Source organism: Martinezella miluonensis (assembly GCF_900094545.1).
GTDB lineage: Bacteria > Pseudomonadota > Alphaproteobacteria > Rhizobiales > Rhizobiaceae > Rhizobium > Rhizobium miluonense.
On record NZ_FMAH01000001.1, the window covers coordinates 75,135 to 90,577 of the forward strand.

General features: G+C 61.9%; 14 protein-coding genes, 1 tRNA gene and 1 riboswitch. Of the genes, 8 read left to right on the plus strand and 7 right to left on the minus strand.

The window, feature by feature from the left end:
* Positions 1-7 precede the first annotated feature (7 nt).
* The gene (locus tag GA0061102_RS00365; RefSeq protein ID WP_092842981.1) at positions 8-1,357 is read left to right on the plus strand and encodes an MATE family efflux transporter; all 1,350 of its coding nucleotides are present in this window, start codon (positions 8-10) and stop codon (positions 1,355-1,357) included.
* On the opposite strand, the gene GA0061102_RS00370 is transcribed toward GA0061102_RS00365, so the two are convergent.
* On the minus strand, positions 1,333-2,421 hold the full coding sequence (locus GA0061102_RS00370) for a quinone-dependent dihydroorotate dehydrogenase (RefSeq protein ID WP_092842983.1): 1,089 nt from the start codon (positions 2,419-2,421) through the stop codon (positions 1,333-1,335). The genes GA0061102_RS00365 and GA0061102_RS00370 overlap by 25 nt on opposite strands.
* Positions 2,418-2,774, minus strand: a complete 357-nt coding sequence (locus GA0061102_RS00375) for a DUF952 domain-containing protein (protein ID WP_092842985.1) — start codon at positions 2,772-2,774, stop codon at positions 2,418-2,420. The genes GA0061102_RS00370 and GA0061102_RS00375 overlap by 4 nt, the downstream gene beginning before the upstream one ends.
* Positions 2,775-2,879: 105 nt before the next feature.
* Here GA0061102_RS00375 and GA0061102_RS00380 point away from each other — a divergent pair, with 105 nt between their 5' ends.
* From GA0061102_RS00380 to GA0061102_RS00395, 4 genes are all read left to right on the plus strand, one after another.
* Positions 2,880-3,308, plus strand: a complete 429-nt coding sequence (locus GA0061102_RS00380; RefSeq protein ID WP_092842987.1) for a hypothetical protein — start codon at positions 2,880-2,882, stop codon at positions 3,306-3,308.
* Between the two features lie 140 nt (positions 3,309-3,448).
* A complete protein-coding gene (locus tag GA0061102_RS00385) occupies positions 3,449-4,114 on the plus strand; it encodes a S24 family peptidase (protein ID WP_092842989.1) in 666 nt (221 codons plus the stop codon).
* Positions 4,115-4,129: 15 nt separating this feature from the next.
* A complete protein-coding gene (locus GA0061102_RS00390) occupies positions 4,130-5,359 on the plus strand; it encodes a hypothetical protein (protein WP_167667858.1) in 1,230 nt (409 codons plus the stop codon).
* A gap of 182 nt (positions 5,360-5,541) precedes the next feature.
* Positions 5,542-5,955 (plus strand): tellurite resistance TerB family protein, encoded by a 414-nt coding sequence (locus GA0061102_RS00395; RefSeq protein ID WP_092842991.1) that lies wholly within the window; start codon positions 5,542-5,544, stop codon positions 5,953-5,955.
* Positions 5,956-6,013: 58 nt separating this feature from the next.
* On the opposite strand, the gene GA0061102_RS00400 is transcribed toward GA0061102_RS00395, so the two are convergent.
* Complete coding sequence (locus tag GA0061102_RS00400; protein ID WP_425348506.1) at positions 6,014-6,859, minus strand: transporter substrate-binding domain-containing protein; 846 nt, start codon at positions 6,857-6,859, stop codon at positions 6,014-6,016.
* Between the two features lie 453 nt (positions 6,860-7,312).
* Here GA0061102_RS00400 and GA0061102_RS00405 point away from each other — a divergent pair, with 453 nt between their 5' ends.
* A complete protein-coding gene (locus GA0061102_RS00405; RefSeq protein ID WP_092842995.1) occupies positions 7,313-9,319 on the plus strand; it encodes a methyl-accepting chemotaxis protein in 2,007 nt (668 codons plus the stop codon).
* A 101-nt stretch (positions 9,320-9,420) separates the two neighbouring features.
* On the opposite strand, the gene GA0061102_RS00410 is transcribed toward GA0061102_RS00405, so the two are convergent.
* On the minus strand, positions 9,421-10,647 hold the full coding sequence (locus GA0061102_RS00410; RefSeq protein ID WP_092842997.1) for an MFS transporter: 1,227 nt from the start codon (positions 10,645-10,647) through the stop codon (positions 9,421-9,423).
* A 101-nt stretch (positions 10,648-10,748) separates the two neighbouring features.
* Between GA0061102_RS00410 and GA0061102_RS00415 the strand changes: the two genes are divergently transcribed.
* Positions 10,749-11,657: a LysR family transcriptional regulator gene (locus GA0061102_RS00415; RefSeq protein ID WP_092843000.1), complete on the plus strand. Its 909-nt coding sequence runs from the start codon at positions 10,749-10,751 to the stop codon at positions 11,655-11,657.
* A gap of 109 nt (positions 11,658-11,766) precedes the next feature.
* On the opposite strand, the gene GA0061102_RS00420 is transcribed toward GA0061102_RS00415, so the two are convergent.
* Both GA0061102_RS00420 and GA0061102_RS00425 read right to left on the minus strand, forming a co-directional pair.
* A tRNA-Gly gene (locus GA0061102_RS00420) sits at positions 11,767-11,840 on the minus strand.
* 56 nt (positions 11,841-11,896) lie between these two features.
* Complete coding sequence (locus GA0061102_RS00425) at positions 11,897-12,991, minus strand: 2'-deoxycytidine 5'-triphosphate deaminase (protein ID WP_167667859.1); 1,095 nt, start codon at positions 12,989-12,991, stop codon at positions 11,897-11,899.
* A gap of 171 nt (positions 12,992-13,162) precedes the next feature.
* Positions 13,163-13,241: riboswitch (SAM riboswitch) on the plus strand.
* 43 nt (positions 13,242-13,284) lie between these two features.
* Here GA0061102_RS00425 and GA0061102_RS00430 point away from each other — a divergent pair.
* Positions 13,285-14,472: an O-succinylhomoserine sulfhydrylase gene (locus GA0061102_RS00430; RefSeq protein ID WP_092843003.1), complete on the plus strand. Its 1,188-nt coding sequence runs from the start codon at positions 13,285-13,287 to the stop codon at positions 14,470-14,472.
* Between the two features lie 78 nt (positions 14,473-14,550).
* Here GA0061102_RS00430 and GA0061102_RS00435 read toward each other — a convergent pair whose 3' ends face one another.
* The gene (locus GA0061102_RS00435; protein ID WP_092843005.1) at positions 14,551-15,264 is read right to left on the minus strand and encodes a DNA helicase; all 714 of its coding nucleotides are present in this window, start codon (positions 15,262-15,264) and stop codon (positions 14,551-14,553) included.
* Between the last annotated feature and the right edge of the window lie 179 nt (positions 15,265-15,443).

The window sequence follows — 15,443 nt, forward strand, 5'->3', positions numbered from 1 at the left end:
ACGCAACATGGATGTCCAACAAGGGGGCCCAAGGGTTCTGCCCTTCGACGTAACGCATCGGCTCGTGCTGTCGATCGCGCTTCCGATGACGCTCGGCTTCATGACGACGCCGCTGCTCGGTCTCGTCGATACCGCAGTCGTCGGCCATCTCGGCGAGCCGGATGCGCTGGCGGGGCTTGCGATCGGCGCCGTGCTCTTCGACCTCCTCTTTGCCAGCTTCAATTTCCTGCGCGCCTCCACCACGGGCCTTACCGCCCAAGCTTTTGGCCGGCATGACCGGCGTGAACAGCAGGCCGTCTTCTGGCGGGCGCTGATCTCGGCGCTCGGCTGCGGCATCCTGATCGTCCTTTTGTCGCCTCTTCTGCTCTGGCTCGGTATTCAGCTGATGGGGCCGCAGGGCGCTATCGCCGATGCGACGCGCACCTATTTCTCCATCCGCATGCTCTCGGGGCCGGCCGCGCTTGCCAATTATGCGCTGCTCGGCTTCGTGCTCGGCCGCGGCCAGGGCCGCATCGGCCTCCTGCTGCAGACCGTTATCAATGGCGTCAACATCGTGCTTGCCATCCTGCTCGGGCTCTGGCTCGGCTGGGGCGTGGCCGGCGTTGCCTGGGGCACGCTGATCGGCGAAGCGAGCGGTATGCTGCTGGGGCTTGCCATCGTGGTACGCGGCTTTGCAGGCGAGGAACGGCCGCCCCGCGCGGAACTCTTCTCGCGCACCAAGCTCGCACAGCTCTTCGGGCTCAACCGCGATATCCTGATCCGGACCTTCGTGCTCATCGGCGCCTTCACGCTGATGACGCGCATCGGCAACAGCTTCGGCGCCGTCATGCTGGCCGCCAATGCGGTGCTGATGAACTTCTTCCTGCTATCGGGCTATTATCTCGACGGGCTGGCAAACGCCGCAGAGCAGATCACCGGCCGCTCGATCGGCGCCAATTACCGGCCGGCCTTCGAGCGCGGGCTGAGGCTGACCGGGCTTTGGTCGTTCGGGCTGGCACTTGCCGCTGCCGTCTTCTTCTTCACCGCCGGTCCGGCTCTAATCCGCCTGCTGACGACCTCAGATGAGGTTCGCACGGCAGCCGGAACCTATCTGCCCTGGGCTGCCATTACCGGGCTGACCGGCGCGCTCGCCTTCCTGATGGATGGCGTCTTCATCGGCGCCACATGGTCGCGCGAGATGCGCAACAAGATGCTGATGTCCTTCGGCGGATACCTCGTAGCGCTTGCCGCCTTCGTACCGACGCTCGGCAATCATGGCCTGTGGATGGCGATGAACGCCTTCCTGCTGTTCCGCGGCATCTTCCTCGCCATGGGTCTGAAGAAGCGCGCGGATCAGACGTTCCGGTTCGCCCAATAGTCCAGTCTTGTATCGCGGAGGTCACGGATCGAGGCAGCGCGCGCTTGGTCGAGCAACGTCGAGAGGCCGGTGACGACCCGGGTCGGCAATCCGGGCCCTTCATAGACCATGCAGGAATAGAGCTGCACGAGATCGGCTCCCGCCTTGATCTTCTCCAGTGCCGTCTCGGCCGACGACACGCCGCCAACGCCGATGATCGGCAGCACAGCTCCCACGCGGCGACGCATCTTAGCCAGCACTGCGGTCGATTTCTCGAAGACCGGCTTACCGGAAAGCCCACCTGCTTCCTTGGCCTGCAACTGATCCTTCAACCCGTCACGGGAAAGTGTCGTGTTGGAGACGATCAAACCGTCAAGCGCATGGGACAAGGCTTCGGCGGCGATATCGTCCATGCCCTCCTCGGTCAGATCCGGAGCGATCTTGAGAAAGACAGGGATGCGAAAGCCTGCCTTCGCCGCTTCCTCGTTACGGGCAGCAAGCACGGCCGACAACAGCGCCGAGAGGCTTTCGCGCGCCTGCAGATCGCGCAGACCGGGCGTATTGGGCGACGAAATATTGGCGGTGAAATAGCGCGCCACAGAATAGAAGCGACGGATGCCGGCGACATAGTCGGCGATGCGGTCGGCGCTATCCTTGTTGGCGCCGATATTGACGCCGATGATGCCGTTGCCGCGGATGGCCTTGAGCCGCTGGAAGGCGGCTTCATGGCCTTCATTGTTGAAGCCGAGACGATTGATGACGCCTTCGTCCTCGACCAGGCGGAAGATGCGCGGGCGTGGATTGCCTGACTGCGCCTTCGGCGTCACCGTGCCGATCTCCGTGAAGCCGAAACCGAGCTTCAGTAGCGCTTCCGGCACTTCGGCATTCTTGTCATAGCCGGCCGCCATGCCGATGGGATTGGCAAAATCGAGCCCGGCCACAGTCTGGCGCAGGCGAGGATCGGCGCTAACGCGGCAGGCTGGCACGAGGCCGGATTTCAGCGCGGCTATAGACATACCGTGCGCGGTTTCCGGATCAAACAGGAAGAGGCCGCGCCGGCCGAGATCGCGAAACGCACCGATCATTCCGCCATCTCCGGAAAGACGTGGGCACCATCGGCGCCGAGCGGCAGGGGCTTTTCCCAGAGCACGGCCGAGAGCGCCAGCGGCGCATAAAGATGCGGGAAGAGATCGCCGCCGCGCGAGGGCTCGAAGACCAGCTTGTCGCCGAGCGCATTGCCGTCGATCGCCACCAGCAGGAGGCCAGTCTGTCCTGCGAAATAGAGCTCTGCAGTTTTCTTTGCCTGCTTCGCGGTGGAGAAATGAATGAAACCATCCGTCAGATCGATTGGCGCGCCATGAAAAACGCCGCTTTGTCTGGCTTGCTGCCAGAGTGTGTCCGGCACGATCTTGTAAACCACTGGCATGGCGGTCATCATCCCTATGTAAACTTGTCCTGTTAGGGCTTTGCACGAAAACATCGGCTGATGTCCACGGTTTCCGTGGTGGATTTAAGTTTTAACGTAGAAAATCCGGAGGATGACATGACGAAGAAACTGAGAATCGGCCTTGCAGCCATGCTTGTGCCTGCCGCTTTTCTTCTCTCCATACCGGCTCTGGCCGCTGAACCGGACACGGCACGCTTCCAGCTCGAACGCAGCGGCGATCATTTCGTCCGCCTCGACCGGAAGACGGGTGCAATGTCCGTATGCCAGGATCAGGGTGGCAACCTCGTTTGCCGCATGGCTGCCGACGAACGCAGCGCCTATGACGACGAGCTCGACCGCCTGTCCGACCGCGTGACGAAGCTCGAAAAGACCGTTGCTTCGAACAAGGGATCGAGCCTGCCTGACGATGCCGAAATCGACCGCACGCTCGGCATCATGCAGAAATTCATGCGCGGCTTCATGGGCATGGCGAAGGAATTCCAGAACGAGGAACCCAACACCAAGCCGCTGCCGCAGAAGACCTGAGGCCGGCAAGACCGCAAGACGAAAGCGGGGGGATAAAGGATCCTATTCCTATGCCGGCCTTTACTCGCCCAAATGCCTCGGTTAACGTTTTTTAAAGAGTTGAGCGCCCGGGCAAGCCGGTGCACGGATGCTGAGCGGCGATGCTGTCACACGAGCAGATATGGGGGGCGATCGACCGGCTTGCCGAGCGGCATGCCTTAACACCCTCCGGCCTCGCACGCCGCGCCGGGCTTGACGCCACCTCCTTCAACAAGTCGAAGCGATTGAGCCAGGATGGCCGCTTGCGCTGGCCATCGACGGAATCGATCGCCAAGGTGCTGGAGGCGACAGGCGCCAGCCTGGAGCAGTTCCTCAGCTTCATTCGGCCGGGCGAGCCGCCGGGCGCTGCTGCACCACAGGCGATTTCGCCGGGCGGAAACGCCATCCCCCTGATCGGCTTTGCCCAGGCAGGCGCCGGCGGCTTCTTCGACGACGGCGGATTTCCCGCAGGCCAGGGCTGGGACATGGTGGAATTTCCCGTCGCGGCCGGGCAAAGGGCTGGCGCCTATGCGCTTGAGGTGCAGGGCGAAAGCATGTTGCCGCTCTATCGCGACGGGGATATTCTGATCGTCGAGCCAGGCGCTCAGATTAGGAAAAACGACCGTGTCGTTGTGAAGACCCGCGAGGGTGAGGTCATGGCCAAGGTCCTGCTGCGGCAGAGCGCAAAGTCGATAGAACTGTTGTCGCTCAACCCCGAACACCCCAACCGCAACTTCGATCTTGCGGATGTGGAATGGATTGCCCGGATCACATGGGCCAGCCAATAGGAAAGTTTTCTCGTTATGCGTCGCAAATTTTTGCTTGCAAGTGTGGCAGGCGGGATCGTCGGTTCTTGGTTGACCCTCATCGCGGTTCAGTTCGGTGGATACGGCTTCAGTCTTCCGGGCCGAGGCCACGCCACGACGACCGAGTACAAATCTACTACGGCGGCGCCCCCCGAGACCGCCAAGGCTGAGCCGACGCTGCCGAAAGCCATGGTGGCACCAAAGCCCGTCGAAACGACAAGGCCGGACGAGGTTGCATCGGGCAAATCGCAACCGGAAAATCCGCCGGTGGCCCAGCCTGCCAACTTGGCATCGAAGGACAAGGAGACGGTTCTGGCCGCAGCGTCCTCTTCGACAAAGGGGTCCGACAGCAGCCCCGAGCTATCCGCCACGGCCATGGCAGCCGCTGCAACGGCCACCCCAGTGGGCAACGACACTGAAAAGGCACCGGACGGCAAAGTTCCCACCGACCCCGCACATTCGAACGACGCGTCAACGAAGCTGGAAGAGGCACAGGCGGCGCCTGCAGCGACAGACGCGGCCAAGAATACCGCCTCGCCTTCCACGCCACAGCCGACCGAAACCACGCCGGACAAGGCATCTGCCGCCGCACCGGGGGCAACTCTTGCCGACCAAGCCAAAACCGATCCACTGCCGAACAATCGGATACCGGCCGACCAGATCGACAGGGAAATGGCGGCGGCCGCGCACCGGACGATTCCTTCGCTGCCTCAGCATCAGGACAAATCCAAATCCGGGTCCGAACAGGCATCGCTCGGTCCAGTATCCCAACCACGAGGGCAGACGACGACGATCGAGCTTATCCGCCCCTTCGCGGATCAGGCCGGCATATTGACCCTAGCCGGCAGGAGCGTGCAACTGGACGGGATCATTCCGACCGATGTGGACCGAATGTGTACCGGCCCGAGCGGCAAGAGCTGGCCCTGCGGCCAAGCCGCACGCACGGCATTCCGTATGTATCTGCGCGGGCGCTCGATCGATTGCGATGTGCCGGACCCTGCCTGGAAGGGCACGGTTAAGGGTGCGTGCCGCTATGTCCGCGTTGATCTTAGCTCCTGGCTCGTCCGCTTCGGCTGGGCCGATCCGGAGCCCGGTTCGCCGCTTGCGGCACTTGTCGACGAGGCCAAGGAGAAGAAGCGCGGCATGTACGGAGACGATCCGCGCAAGAACGGAAAATCGACGCTTGGGCCGCCCCTGCCTAAGGAAGATCCGCTCAATCCGATCTGACGCCTTGCTTCCGCCACTACAGCGCCGCGCGTCGTATATGACGCGCAAAGGTCGCTGTAGCACTTTTAATTTGCTGCATAATTTTATCCTTAAATCGATTCCGATTTAAGGAATTATGCAGTAACTTTTGCCATGAGACGCGCGACTTTTCAGTCTGCCAAATTCAAAGGACTTCGCCTGTCATGAACAAGCCGCTTTCTGCTCACGAGGCCCTGATCTACGTCATGGTGCTGGCCTCGGCCGTCGACCGCACGATGAACGACCGCGAGCTCAGCCGCATCGGAGAGCTCATTCACGCCCTGCCGGTCTTCAAGGGCTTCGACGACGAGAAGCTGATTTCGGTATCGCGCGACTGCGCCAAGCTGCTTTCAAGCAACGAAGGGCTCGACATCGTTCTCGAAACGGTGCGCGACACCCTGCCGGCGCGTCTCTACGACACCGCTTATGCACTTGCCGTTGAAGTCGCTTCGGCCGACCTCTCGGTCAAGGCGGAAGAACTGCGCCTGCTCAGCCTGCTTCGCGATCGCCTTGGCCTGGACAAGCTGACCTGTGCCGCCATCGAGCGCAGCGCGATCGCCCGCTATCGCAAGGCCTAGAGCGTTTTAGGCATTCCGGACGGAAAACCGCTGCGCACTCTTCCCGGAATTGCTCTAATCAGTAAAGCCCGTAAGGGAAATAGCGCAGATAGATTTCCTGCAGCCTGCCATCGCGCGAGAGCATGGCGAGGGCATGGTTGATTGCGGCCGTCAGATCGGCATCTTGCTGGCGCAGCATGATGGTCAAGCCTTCGCCGAGAAACTGCTGCGACAGATAAGGCCCGTCGAAGATCGCGCAGCATTTTTCAGCCGCCGGCGACGATACCCAGAAGGACAGCTGCAAGCCGTCGGCAAAAGCGGCATCGACCTTGCCTTCCTTGAGGGCGGCAAGAAGCGCGTCCTTGTCGTCAAAGGGCACAGGTTTGATGGCCGGGAAGAAGGCGGCCATCATCGCCTCATGCGCCGTTCCCTTGACCACGCCGACCGGACGGCCGGCGAGCGCTGCCGCCGTCGTTCCGTTGATCGAGGCCCTGACGTTGCGCACGAAGCGCGCCGGCAGCATCAGGAAGGGGCGCGAAAAGGCGAAGCTTTTGCGCAGCTCCGGCGTTACCGACACACCGGCGATCACCGCATCGCCCTGCGAGGCCGCAAGCGCGCCCTGCAATTCGCCGAAGGGCAGAGCCTGGATCTGGCACTTGTCCGCTATCGCGAGCTCATCGCAGATCTTGCGCGCAAGCTCGACATGGAAGCCCGTGAGCTTGCCGTTCTGATCGAGGAAATTGAAGGGCGGAAAATCGATCGATGTCAGGAAACGCAGCCTGACCAGCGAAGACAGATCGGGCTTAGGCAACCGCTCGCGGGCATCGAACAGGATCGGCAGACTGGGCGGCTTGGCCTCCTGGGCAGCAAGCGGCATGACGCAAGACATCGCAATCAGTGCCGCATGCGTGAAAAGCCGGGCCATGGAGACCATCGACGAAAGGCAAACACGCATGGTCTTGATCCGGCCTCCGGTCGCAAATGCACATTCCTGATTCACTGCCACGATGTAGCAGAGTCATGCCGCAGGGGGAATATCACGCCTCGCAGTGACGGCCGCAGCGCTCAAAGGATGAGCGGAAGACAGCCCGCACATCGCGTGGTTGCGCGGTTTTGAACACGTACGAAATTAGTACGGGATTTCTCCCGGCAATCCCCCGCCGTTAGCAGTCGATTAAGCTCTGTTGATTGTACTCCGGGATATCGACGACGTCGGCCGGGCCGATCGCATGATGCTGGTCGTCCAAGCCTTCTTTGCAGGGTATCAAGCAACTCGACCTCCACACGCACGCATCAGGCGAAACTCCTTGATCACATCCGGGCGAGCGGCCTTCCGCACGTTTCCTCGATGCCGCGCAGCACTCGCAGACGGACAGCCATGTTCAGCAATCTGAAAATCAAGACCAAAATGCTAGCGGTGATCCTGCTTCTCGGCATCATCTCCTTCGCCGGCCTGCTGCATATCGCCGGCGAGTTCCGCAGGGCGGACCGTGCCTATAGCGCCTTCCTCGACAACGAGGCCGTTGCGGCGACCGAATCCGCACGCGCCAGCGCCGCGTCGCTGGCATCGGTGCTGCAGGCAAGCTTGATGCTGAATTTCGATCCCGGCAGCGATGCGTTCAAGGCGGTCGCGGCCGGCGACAATCACTTCAGCGAGGCAAGGGAGAGGCTCAAGCACGCCGAAAGCCTCGTTCCCGACGAAAGGCAGTCGATCGAAGATATTCTTGCCGGCCTGGACGAACTGCAAATGCTCACGAACAAGGCTATCCAGCAGCGCAAGGACGGTGACCTCAAAGGCGCGGAAACGAGCATGATCACGGTCAACGGCAAGCTGGCCAAGATCATAGCAAGCATGATCGCCAACGACGAAGCGCTGACAAATCGCATGAACGCCGGCGCGGATGCCTTGTCGGCCAATGTCAATAGCGACGTCATTTATACGCTCGTCGCCCTCGGCGGCTTCACGCTGCTCGCACTGATTTTCGGCATATATGTCGCTCAGAATGGCATCGCGACGCCGCTGATGCGCCTGCATCGGCGCATGACGGCGCTCGCCGACGGCGACACGGTCAGCGAGATCGAGGGCCGCGACCGTCGCGACGAGATCGGCCAGATGGCGTCCGCTATCGCCGTGTTCCGCGACAATGCCATCGAACGCGCCCGCTTGGAGGCACAGGCGGAAGCCGATCGTACGCTGAGCGATAGCGAACGCGCCCAGCGCGAGACCCGGCAGGCGGCCGAGGCGGCTCATCTGCAACAGGCCGTCCAGGCGGTCGGCGACGGCTTGAAGCGCCTTGCGGAAGGCGATCTGGTCACGCGGATCGACGCGCAGTTCGTCGGACACCTCGACCAGTTGCGGCAAGATTTCAACAGCTCGCTCACGAAGCTGAGCGGTACCATGCAGGCCGTCGGCGCCAATGCCCGCGCCATCAGTGCCGGCGCCAACGAGGTCCGCGGCGCGGCCGACGAGCTTTCCAAACGGACCGAGCAGCAGGCTGCGTCCGTCGAGGAAACTGCCGCCGCACTGGAGCAGATCACCACCACGGTCAAGGACGCCGCCCGGCGCACGCAAGAAGCAAGCCAGCTCGTTGCACATACCCGTGCCGGAGCAGAGCGATCTGGCGAGATCGTCCGCAATGCCATCGAGGCTATGCAGCAAATCGAGACATCCTCGGGCGAGATCAACAACATCATCGGCGTCATCGACGACATCGCCTTCCAGACGAATCTTCTGGCGCTGAATGCAGGCGTCGAGGCGGCCCGTGCCGGGGAGGCCGGCAAGGGCTTTGCGGTCGTTGCCCAGGAAGTGCGCGAGCTGGCGCAGCGCTCCGCCAATGCTGCCAAGGAAATCAAGACACTCATTGCCACCTCCGAAACGCATGTGCGCACCGGCGTCGGCTTGGTCGGCGAAACCGGCAGGGCGCTCGACGCCATCGTCTCTGAGGTGCAGGAGATCAACCGGCATGTGCACGCGATCGCCGAGGCGTCGCGCGAGCAGTCGGCCGGCCTGCAGGAGATCAATACCGCCGTCAACGCCATGGACCACGGCACCCAGCAGAATGCCGCCATGGTCGAAGAGAGCACGGCCGCAAGCCATGGCTTGGCGACCGAGGCCGCCTCTCTGGCGACGTTGCTCGGTCAGTTCCGTACGGGCGATGATGCCGCCCATCTTTCCGTGGCGCCTGTCGCCAATACCACGTCGCGCCCAGCGGCTCGCCCCTCGCCTCGACCTGTCGCTGCACCGGCCATTCGGGCCGTCGATGGAGCCAAGGTCCGCCCTTCTCCCTCGCCGGCACGCGCGCTCGGTCAGAAGTTGATGAGCGCATTCGGCGTCGGCCAGACGACCGCATCGACAAGCAAGGATGCGGACTGGACGGAGTTCTGAGTTCGCCCGTATCGCGTCATCAATGGGACGGCAGCGACGTGCCTCGATGGGCGATTTCATGATGTCGGGGCGAGCGGCCTATGCTGCTCGCCCCGTTTCATTCAGGTCCGTGTGGCAACGCCGGTAACAAGGGCAATCACGCCGAAGCCCGCGGCGGCCGAGCAGACCGCGACCCAGCCGCCAAAGTCCCATGCCGTGCCGGCAAGGGCGGAGCCCAGCGCCCCACCGAGAAAGAAGATGCCGACAAAGAGACCGTTGATGCGTCCTCGGGCTTCCGGCTTCAGGAGGTTGACGGCCCGCCGCCCCAAAGTTTGATCGCCGGTAATGCCAACATCGAGCATCACGGCGCTGACGCCGAGAAGGATCAGCAGGATGAGCGGCTGGCCGGATCGTACCCCGCCCACCCAGGCCGCCAAGGCCGTGGCGCCAAGCACGATCAGGTGCGACACCAAGGTCGCCGTCCGCGTCCAGCCCCTGTCGCCCATGCGGCCGAACGGAGAGGTGGCGGCCGCACCGCCGGCTCCGACCAGCGCAAACAATGCGATGCCGGACTGACCGAGGGAGAACGGTGGCTGCGCCAGGAGCAGAGCGACGGACGTCCAGAACAGGCTGAAGCTCGCCATCATCAAAGCGGCAGTGAATGCACGCACCCGCAGTACCGGCTCTTCCCGCAGGAGCTGGAAGAGCGAGCCGATCAGCGCTCCGTAGCTGGCGCTCACCAGGGGGCGCCGCTCAGGAAGCCTGAGCGCAAGCACGGCAGTCAGAAGCGCCAGCGCCGCAGCGCTGACGACGTAGAAGCTTCTCCAACCCCATAGATCGGCAATCATGCTCGCCAGCGGGCGGGAGACCAAGATGCCGACCATGACGCCGCTCATGACATTGCCGATCACGCGGCCACGATGTTCGGGTGGCGTCATGGCTGCAGCGATGGGCACGAGAATCTGGATTGCGGAACAAGCGGCGCCCAGCAGGAAGAGGAAGATCAACAGGCTCCAGCCTGTCGGTGCGAAGGCGGCCGCAACGGCCATCACCAGGGCCGATATCAGCATACGCAACACCAGCTGCCGATTCTCCATGAGGTCCGCCAGCGGCACTAGGAAGAAGAGGCCGGCGGCATAGCCAAGCAAGGAGGCCATGGCCACTAGGCCCGCGCCGCTTTCGGAAAAACCCAGCGACGGGCCGATGATGCCGACCAGTGTCTGCGGGGCAAAGAGATTGAGGATGATGACGCCGGTGGCAACGGCAAACAATAGCGTCGAAGGGGCAGCGTCCGCGACGGAAACATCGTCCTCCGGCTCGCTCACCATACATTCGGGAACTTGGGACATGGGCTCTCCGATAATTTATGATAATAAAGATGGCCATGTTTATCGCCTTGATGCATAATGCGACAATTGAAATGAAGTAATAATGATTATGTGAGTTCTGCATGAACATTCATGATCTGGAAGCTTTTGTCGCGGTGGTGGAAACGGGGTCGATCGTCGCTGCCTCAGCGCGGATCAACCTGACGCAGCCAGGCATTACCAGGCGCATCCAGAATCTGGAGGACAGTCTCGGCATTGCGCTGCTCGACCGGCAGTCCAAACCGCTCAAGCCGACGGCGGCAGGGCGCGAGGCCTATGAACATGGACGCCGCGTGCTGCGCTCGCTGGACGACCTCAAGACCGGCGTTTCGCCCGGCGGAGCGATCGGCGGCGAATTCCGCCTCGGCATCATGCCCTATCTCTCCGAGGCTGCGCTCTCTGCTCCGCTCGACGCGCTCCGCAGCCAGTTTCCGCAATTGAGCTTACGGATCGTCTCAGGCTGGTCGCCGCAACTCATCGAGCAAGTCGCGCATAGCCAGCTCGATGCGGCAACCGTCTGCCTGGCGGAAGGCATGCAGCCGCCGGACAATGTCGTCGGCGACGTGCTTGGAGTCCATAGTGTCATTCTCGTCGCCGCGCAGTCGCTGGGCGTTCCCAAGGCGCCGCGCATCGAGGAGCTTTCCCGCTTTCCATGGATTTTGAACCAGAACGGTTGCGGCTTCCGCGCCTTCATTCACCATCGCTTCGAAGCGGAACGCTTGCCCTTCGATGTCGCCGTCGAGGCAATGAGCGCCGATTTGCGCATGTCGCTCGTCGCGCGCGGCCTCGGCATCGGTGTGCTGACACCGGCGGCACTGGCAGACAGCCGCTGGCGCAATGACGTCGAGATCATCGAGGCTCCCGATTTCAGTCCGAAGGTGGTCAACTGGCTGCTGCACCGGCCACCAGCGGGCCGGCTCGCTCGGCCAATCGCAACCTTCGGCGAAGCGCTGACGGAAACGCTGAAATCGAAAAGACCGTTTCTGACCTGAGCCCTGCCAGGGCGCGTCGCGATCCTTCGGATCAGCAGCTTACGCTTTAGGCCTTTGGTTTTTCAGATAACGAGACCGTTGAGCGGTCAAACCAATTGCTGAGAGAGACTGGAGCGGGTGAAGGGAATCGAACCCTCGTATTCAGCTTGGGAAGCTGCTGCTCTACCATTGAGCTACACCCGCCTGACCCCTGAGATGTCCAACAGTTGGCGGCCTCTGTCAAGGCCGCCGCTATGCGATCACAGGCGGAAATGCTTCGAGAGCTTGAGGCCCTGCGCCTGATAGTTCGAGCCGGCACCGGAGCCGTAGAGACTGCTCGGCTGTTCCACCATGTGTTCATAGATCAGGCGACCGACGATCTGGCCATCCTCGAGAATGAAGGGCACTTCGTGGCTGCGCACTTCGAGCACAGCGCGGCTACCGCGGCCGCCGGCCGGCGCATGGCCGAAGCCCGGATCGAAGAAGCCGGCATAATGGACGCGGAACTCGCCGACCAGTGGATCGAACGGGGTCATTTCGGCCGCAAAATGCGGCGGCACATGGACGGCCTCGCGAGAGACGAGGATGTAGAACTCATCCGGATCGAGAATCAGCTCGGTGCGGCCGCGGCTATAGAGCGGCTCCCAGAAATCGAAGATATCGTGCTGGGCCTTCTTGTCGACATCGACGACGGCGGTGTGATGCTTGCCGCGATAGCCGATCAGCCCTTCCTTGTCGCCGGCAAGGTCGATCGACAGCGCGATGCCGCCGCCGGTGATGTTCGGCTTCTTGCTGGCAACCAGCGTCTCCGTCTCGTGCAGTGCCAGCAACTCCGGCTCGGTGAGCAGGGCCTGGCCGACACGGAAGCGGATCTGCGACAGGCGCGAACCACGGCGCACGACGATCGGGAAGGTGCGCGGGCTGATTTCGAGGTATAGCGGCCCGGAATAGCCAGCCGGGATCTTGTCGAACTCCTGCGCCCGGTCGGTGATGACGCGGGTGAAGATGTCGAGGCGACCCGTCGAGCTCTTCGGATTGGCCGATGCCGACATGTCTTCCGGCAGGTCCAGCCGCTCCATTAGCGGCACGATATAGACACAGCCGGTTTCCAGCACAGCGCCCTCAGAAAGATCGATCACATGCAATTTCAGCCGGTCGAGCTTGTCGGATACGAGATGCGAAGGCCCTGGCATGAAGCTGGCACGGACGCGGAAGGCATGCGAACTGAGCCGCAGGTCGAGACTTGCCGGCTGGATCTGATCGACATCCAGTTCTCTCTCGCTCGTCAGCCGCCCCGTTTCAAAGAGCGCTGCAATGGCGCGATCGGCCAAAATTCCAGTATTGCGAGCCATCATGCCTCTTTCCCAGCCCATAACCCTGCGAGTGGAAAATCAACTTGCAGGGTTATGGGCTGATTCAAACTATTACTGCGATCCTTGCGCATCCTGACGGTCGCGCGGGCAGTAATTTGCCGCAGACAAAACCAAACTCAGGGAATTGACGCAAGCCGTCAACGGCAGTATTGCAACTTATCCCGTGGTGATTTGGCCGGTCGGCTTGCAGCCACGTTAAATAAGTGGCTAAAAAGACCGGGGTTGAACCGGTCTGCTTTCGCGGCCGGTTTTTTTGTTTTGAAAGTGGTGATGGCATGAGCAAGACTTGGCGCCCCGCAACCCAACTCGTTCACGGCGGAACGCTCCGTTCGCAATTCAGCGAGACCTCCGAAGCGATCTATCTGACCCAGGGCTTTGTCTACGACACTTCGGAAGCGGCGGAAGCCCGCTTCAGGGGCGAAACGGAAGGCTTCATCTACGCCCGCTACGGCAGCCCCACCAACGACATGTTCGAAAAGCGCATGTGCGCGCTGGAAGGCGCTGAAGACGCCCGAGCCACCGCCTCGGGTATGGCCGCCGTTTCCGCCGCCATCCTCTGCCAGCTGCAGGCCGGCGATCACATCGTCGCAGCGCGCGCCCTCTTCGGCTCCTGCCGTTGGGTGGTCGAGACGCTCGCGCCGAAGTACGGCATCGAGTGCACGCTCGTCGACGGACGTTTCGTCGAGAACTGGGAAAAGGCCATCCGCCCGAACACCAAGGTCTTCTTTCTCGAAAGCCCGACCAATCCGACGCTGGAAGTGGTCGACATCGCAGCCGTCGCCAAGCTCGCCAACCAGATCGGCGCCAAGGTCGTGGTCGACAACGTCTTCGCCACGCCGCTCTTCCAGAAGCCGCTGGAACTCGGCGCCCATATCGTCGTCTACTCCGCCACCAAGCATATCGACGGCCAGGGCCGTTCGCTCGGCGGCGTCATCCTTTCCGACAAGCAGTGGATCGACGAGAAGCTGCAGGATTATTTCCGCCATACCGGCCCGGCCATGTCGCCCTTCACCGCATGGACGCTGCTGAAAGGCATCGAGACGCTGCCATTGCGCGTCGCGCAGCAGACCACAAACGCCGCCAAGGTGGCCGATTTCCTCGCCGAGCAGACCAGCAAGGTCGCCCAGGTGATCTATCCGGGCCGCAAGGACCATCCGCAGGCCGATATCATCGCCAAACAGATGAGCGGCGGCTCGACCCTGGTCGCCTTCGAGCTCAAGGGCGGCAAGGAAGCAGCCTTCAAGCTGCAGAACGCATTGGAGATCGTCAAGATCTCCAACAATCTCGGCGACTCCAAGAGCCTGATCACCCATCCGGCCACGACGACGCACAAGAACCTCACCGATGAGGCCCGCGCCGAGCTCGGCATTTCGCCCGGCACCGTGCGCTTCTCCGCCGGTATCGAGGACGGCGAGGATCTGGTCGAGGATTTCGCCCGCGCGCTGGCGCAGGTTTCCGCCTGACATCGCTCGAGCCGCCCGGAAGTTTCTCCGGGCGGCTCGAACTAGCTTATGGGCAATGTCGCAGGAGACGGCTCTCTGTCAGCTTGCGGCCCTGAACTGAACTTCACCGTCGTGCAGGAAGAACATCTTGTCGAACAATCTGAGATCCAAGGGGTTCGGCAGGCGGACATCCTCCAGATCGGGGACCGGCTTCCGTTCAGGATCGTATGAGCGATCGATCTGCGAGATGAAGACGATGATCACGCTTCTTTCGCGCGCGAATGCCTTCAACGCCTGTACCTGGGTCATCACATCAGGATTTTCCCGCTTCTGATCCAGCAGTTGCAGATAATCGACCACCGCCAGCGTGCCGCGCGGCGCCGCGGCCAGCCTTTTGACGATATAGTCGGCGCTGATGACATCCGAATTGTCGAATTCGAACAATTCAGCGAATTCTACGGGATCGGCCTCGATCATCCGGAAGCGATCCAGAACGGCCTTCTCCGTGTCTTCCAGGGTGAAGAACGCACCGCGATTGCCTGATTTCATGGCTTCGACGGCAAGCCTCAAGCTCATCAAGGTCTTACCGTGACCGGGTCGGGCTCCGACCAGAACCAGATCGCCCGGATTCAATCGCGAATACAACTCGCTGACTGGGACGTCAGTTTTTGTTCTGGCCGAAAGCAAGCTCCAGCCTTCAAATCCCTCGCTGGCCGCAATGCGATCCAGCGCGGCATGCAAGGGTATGCTCTGCTGGCGGGACAGCAGCCTCGCCTTACGTTTCAAATGATAAACAGGGGCGGAAAGCCTCATCTAAACCTCCTATTGCGAGCAATGACCGCAACCCCTCCTTATGCCAGGTGCTCAAACAGTCGGTTCGGTGATCGACCGCCCCGCATGAATCATACTTTCCCGAATGGAGGGGGGAGGCACGGGCCATGCCAGAATCAGATGATAGCCTAAATCCGGTTGCCGGAAAATCTCAAGCAGGC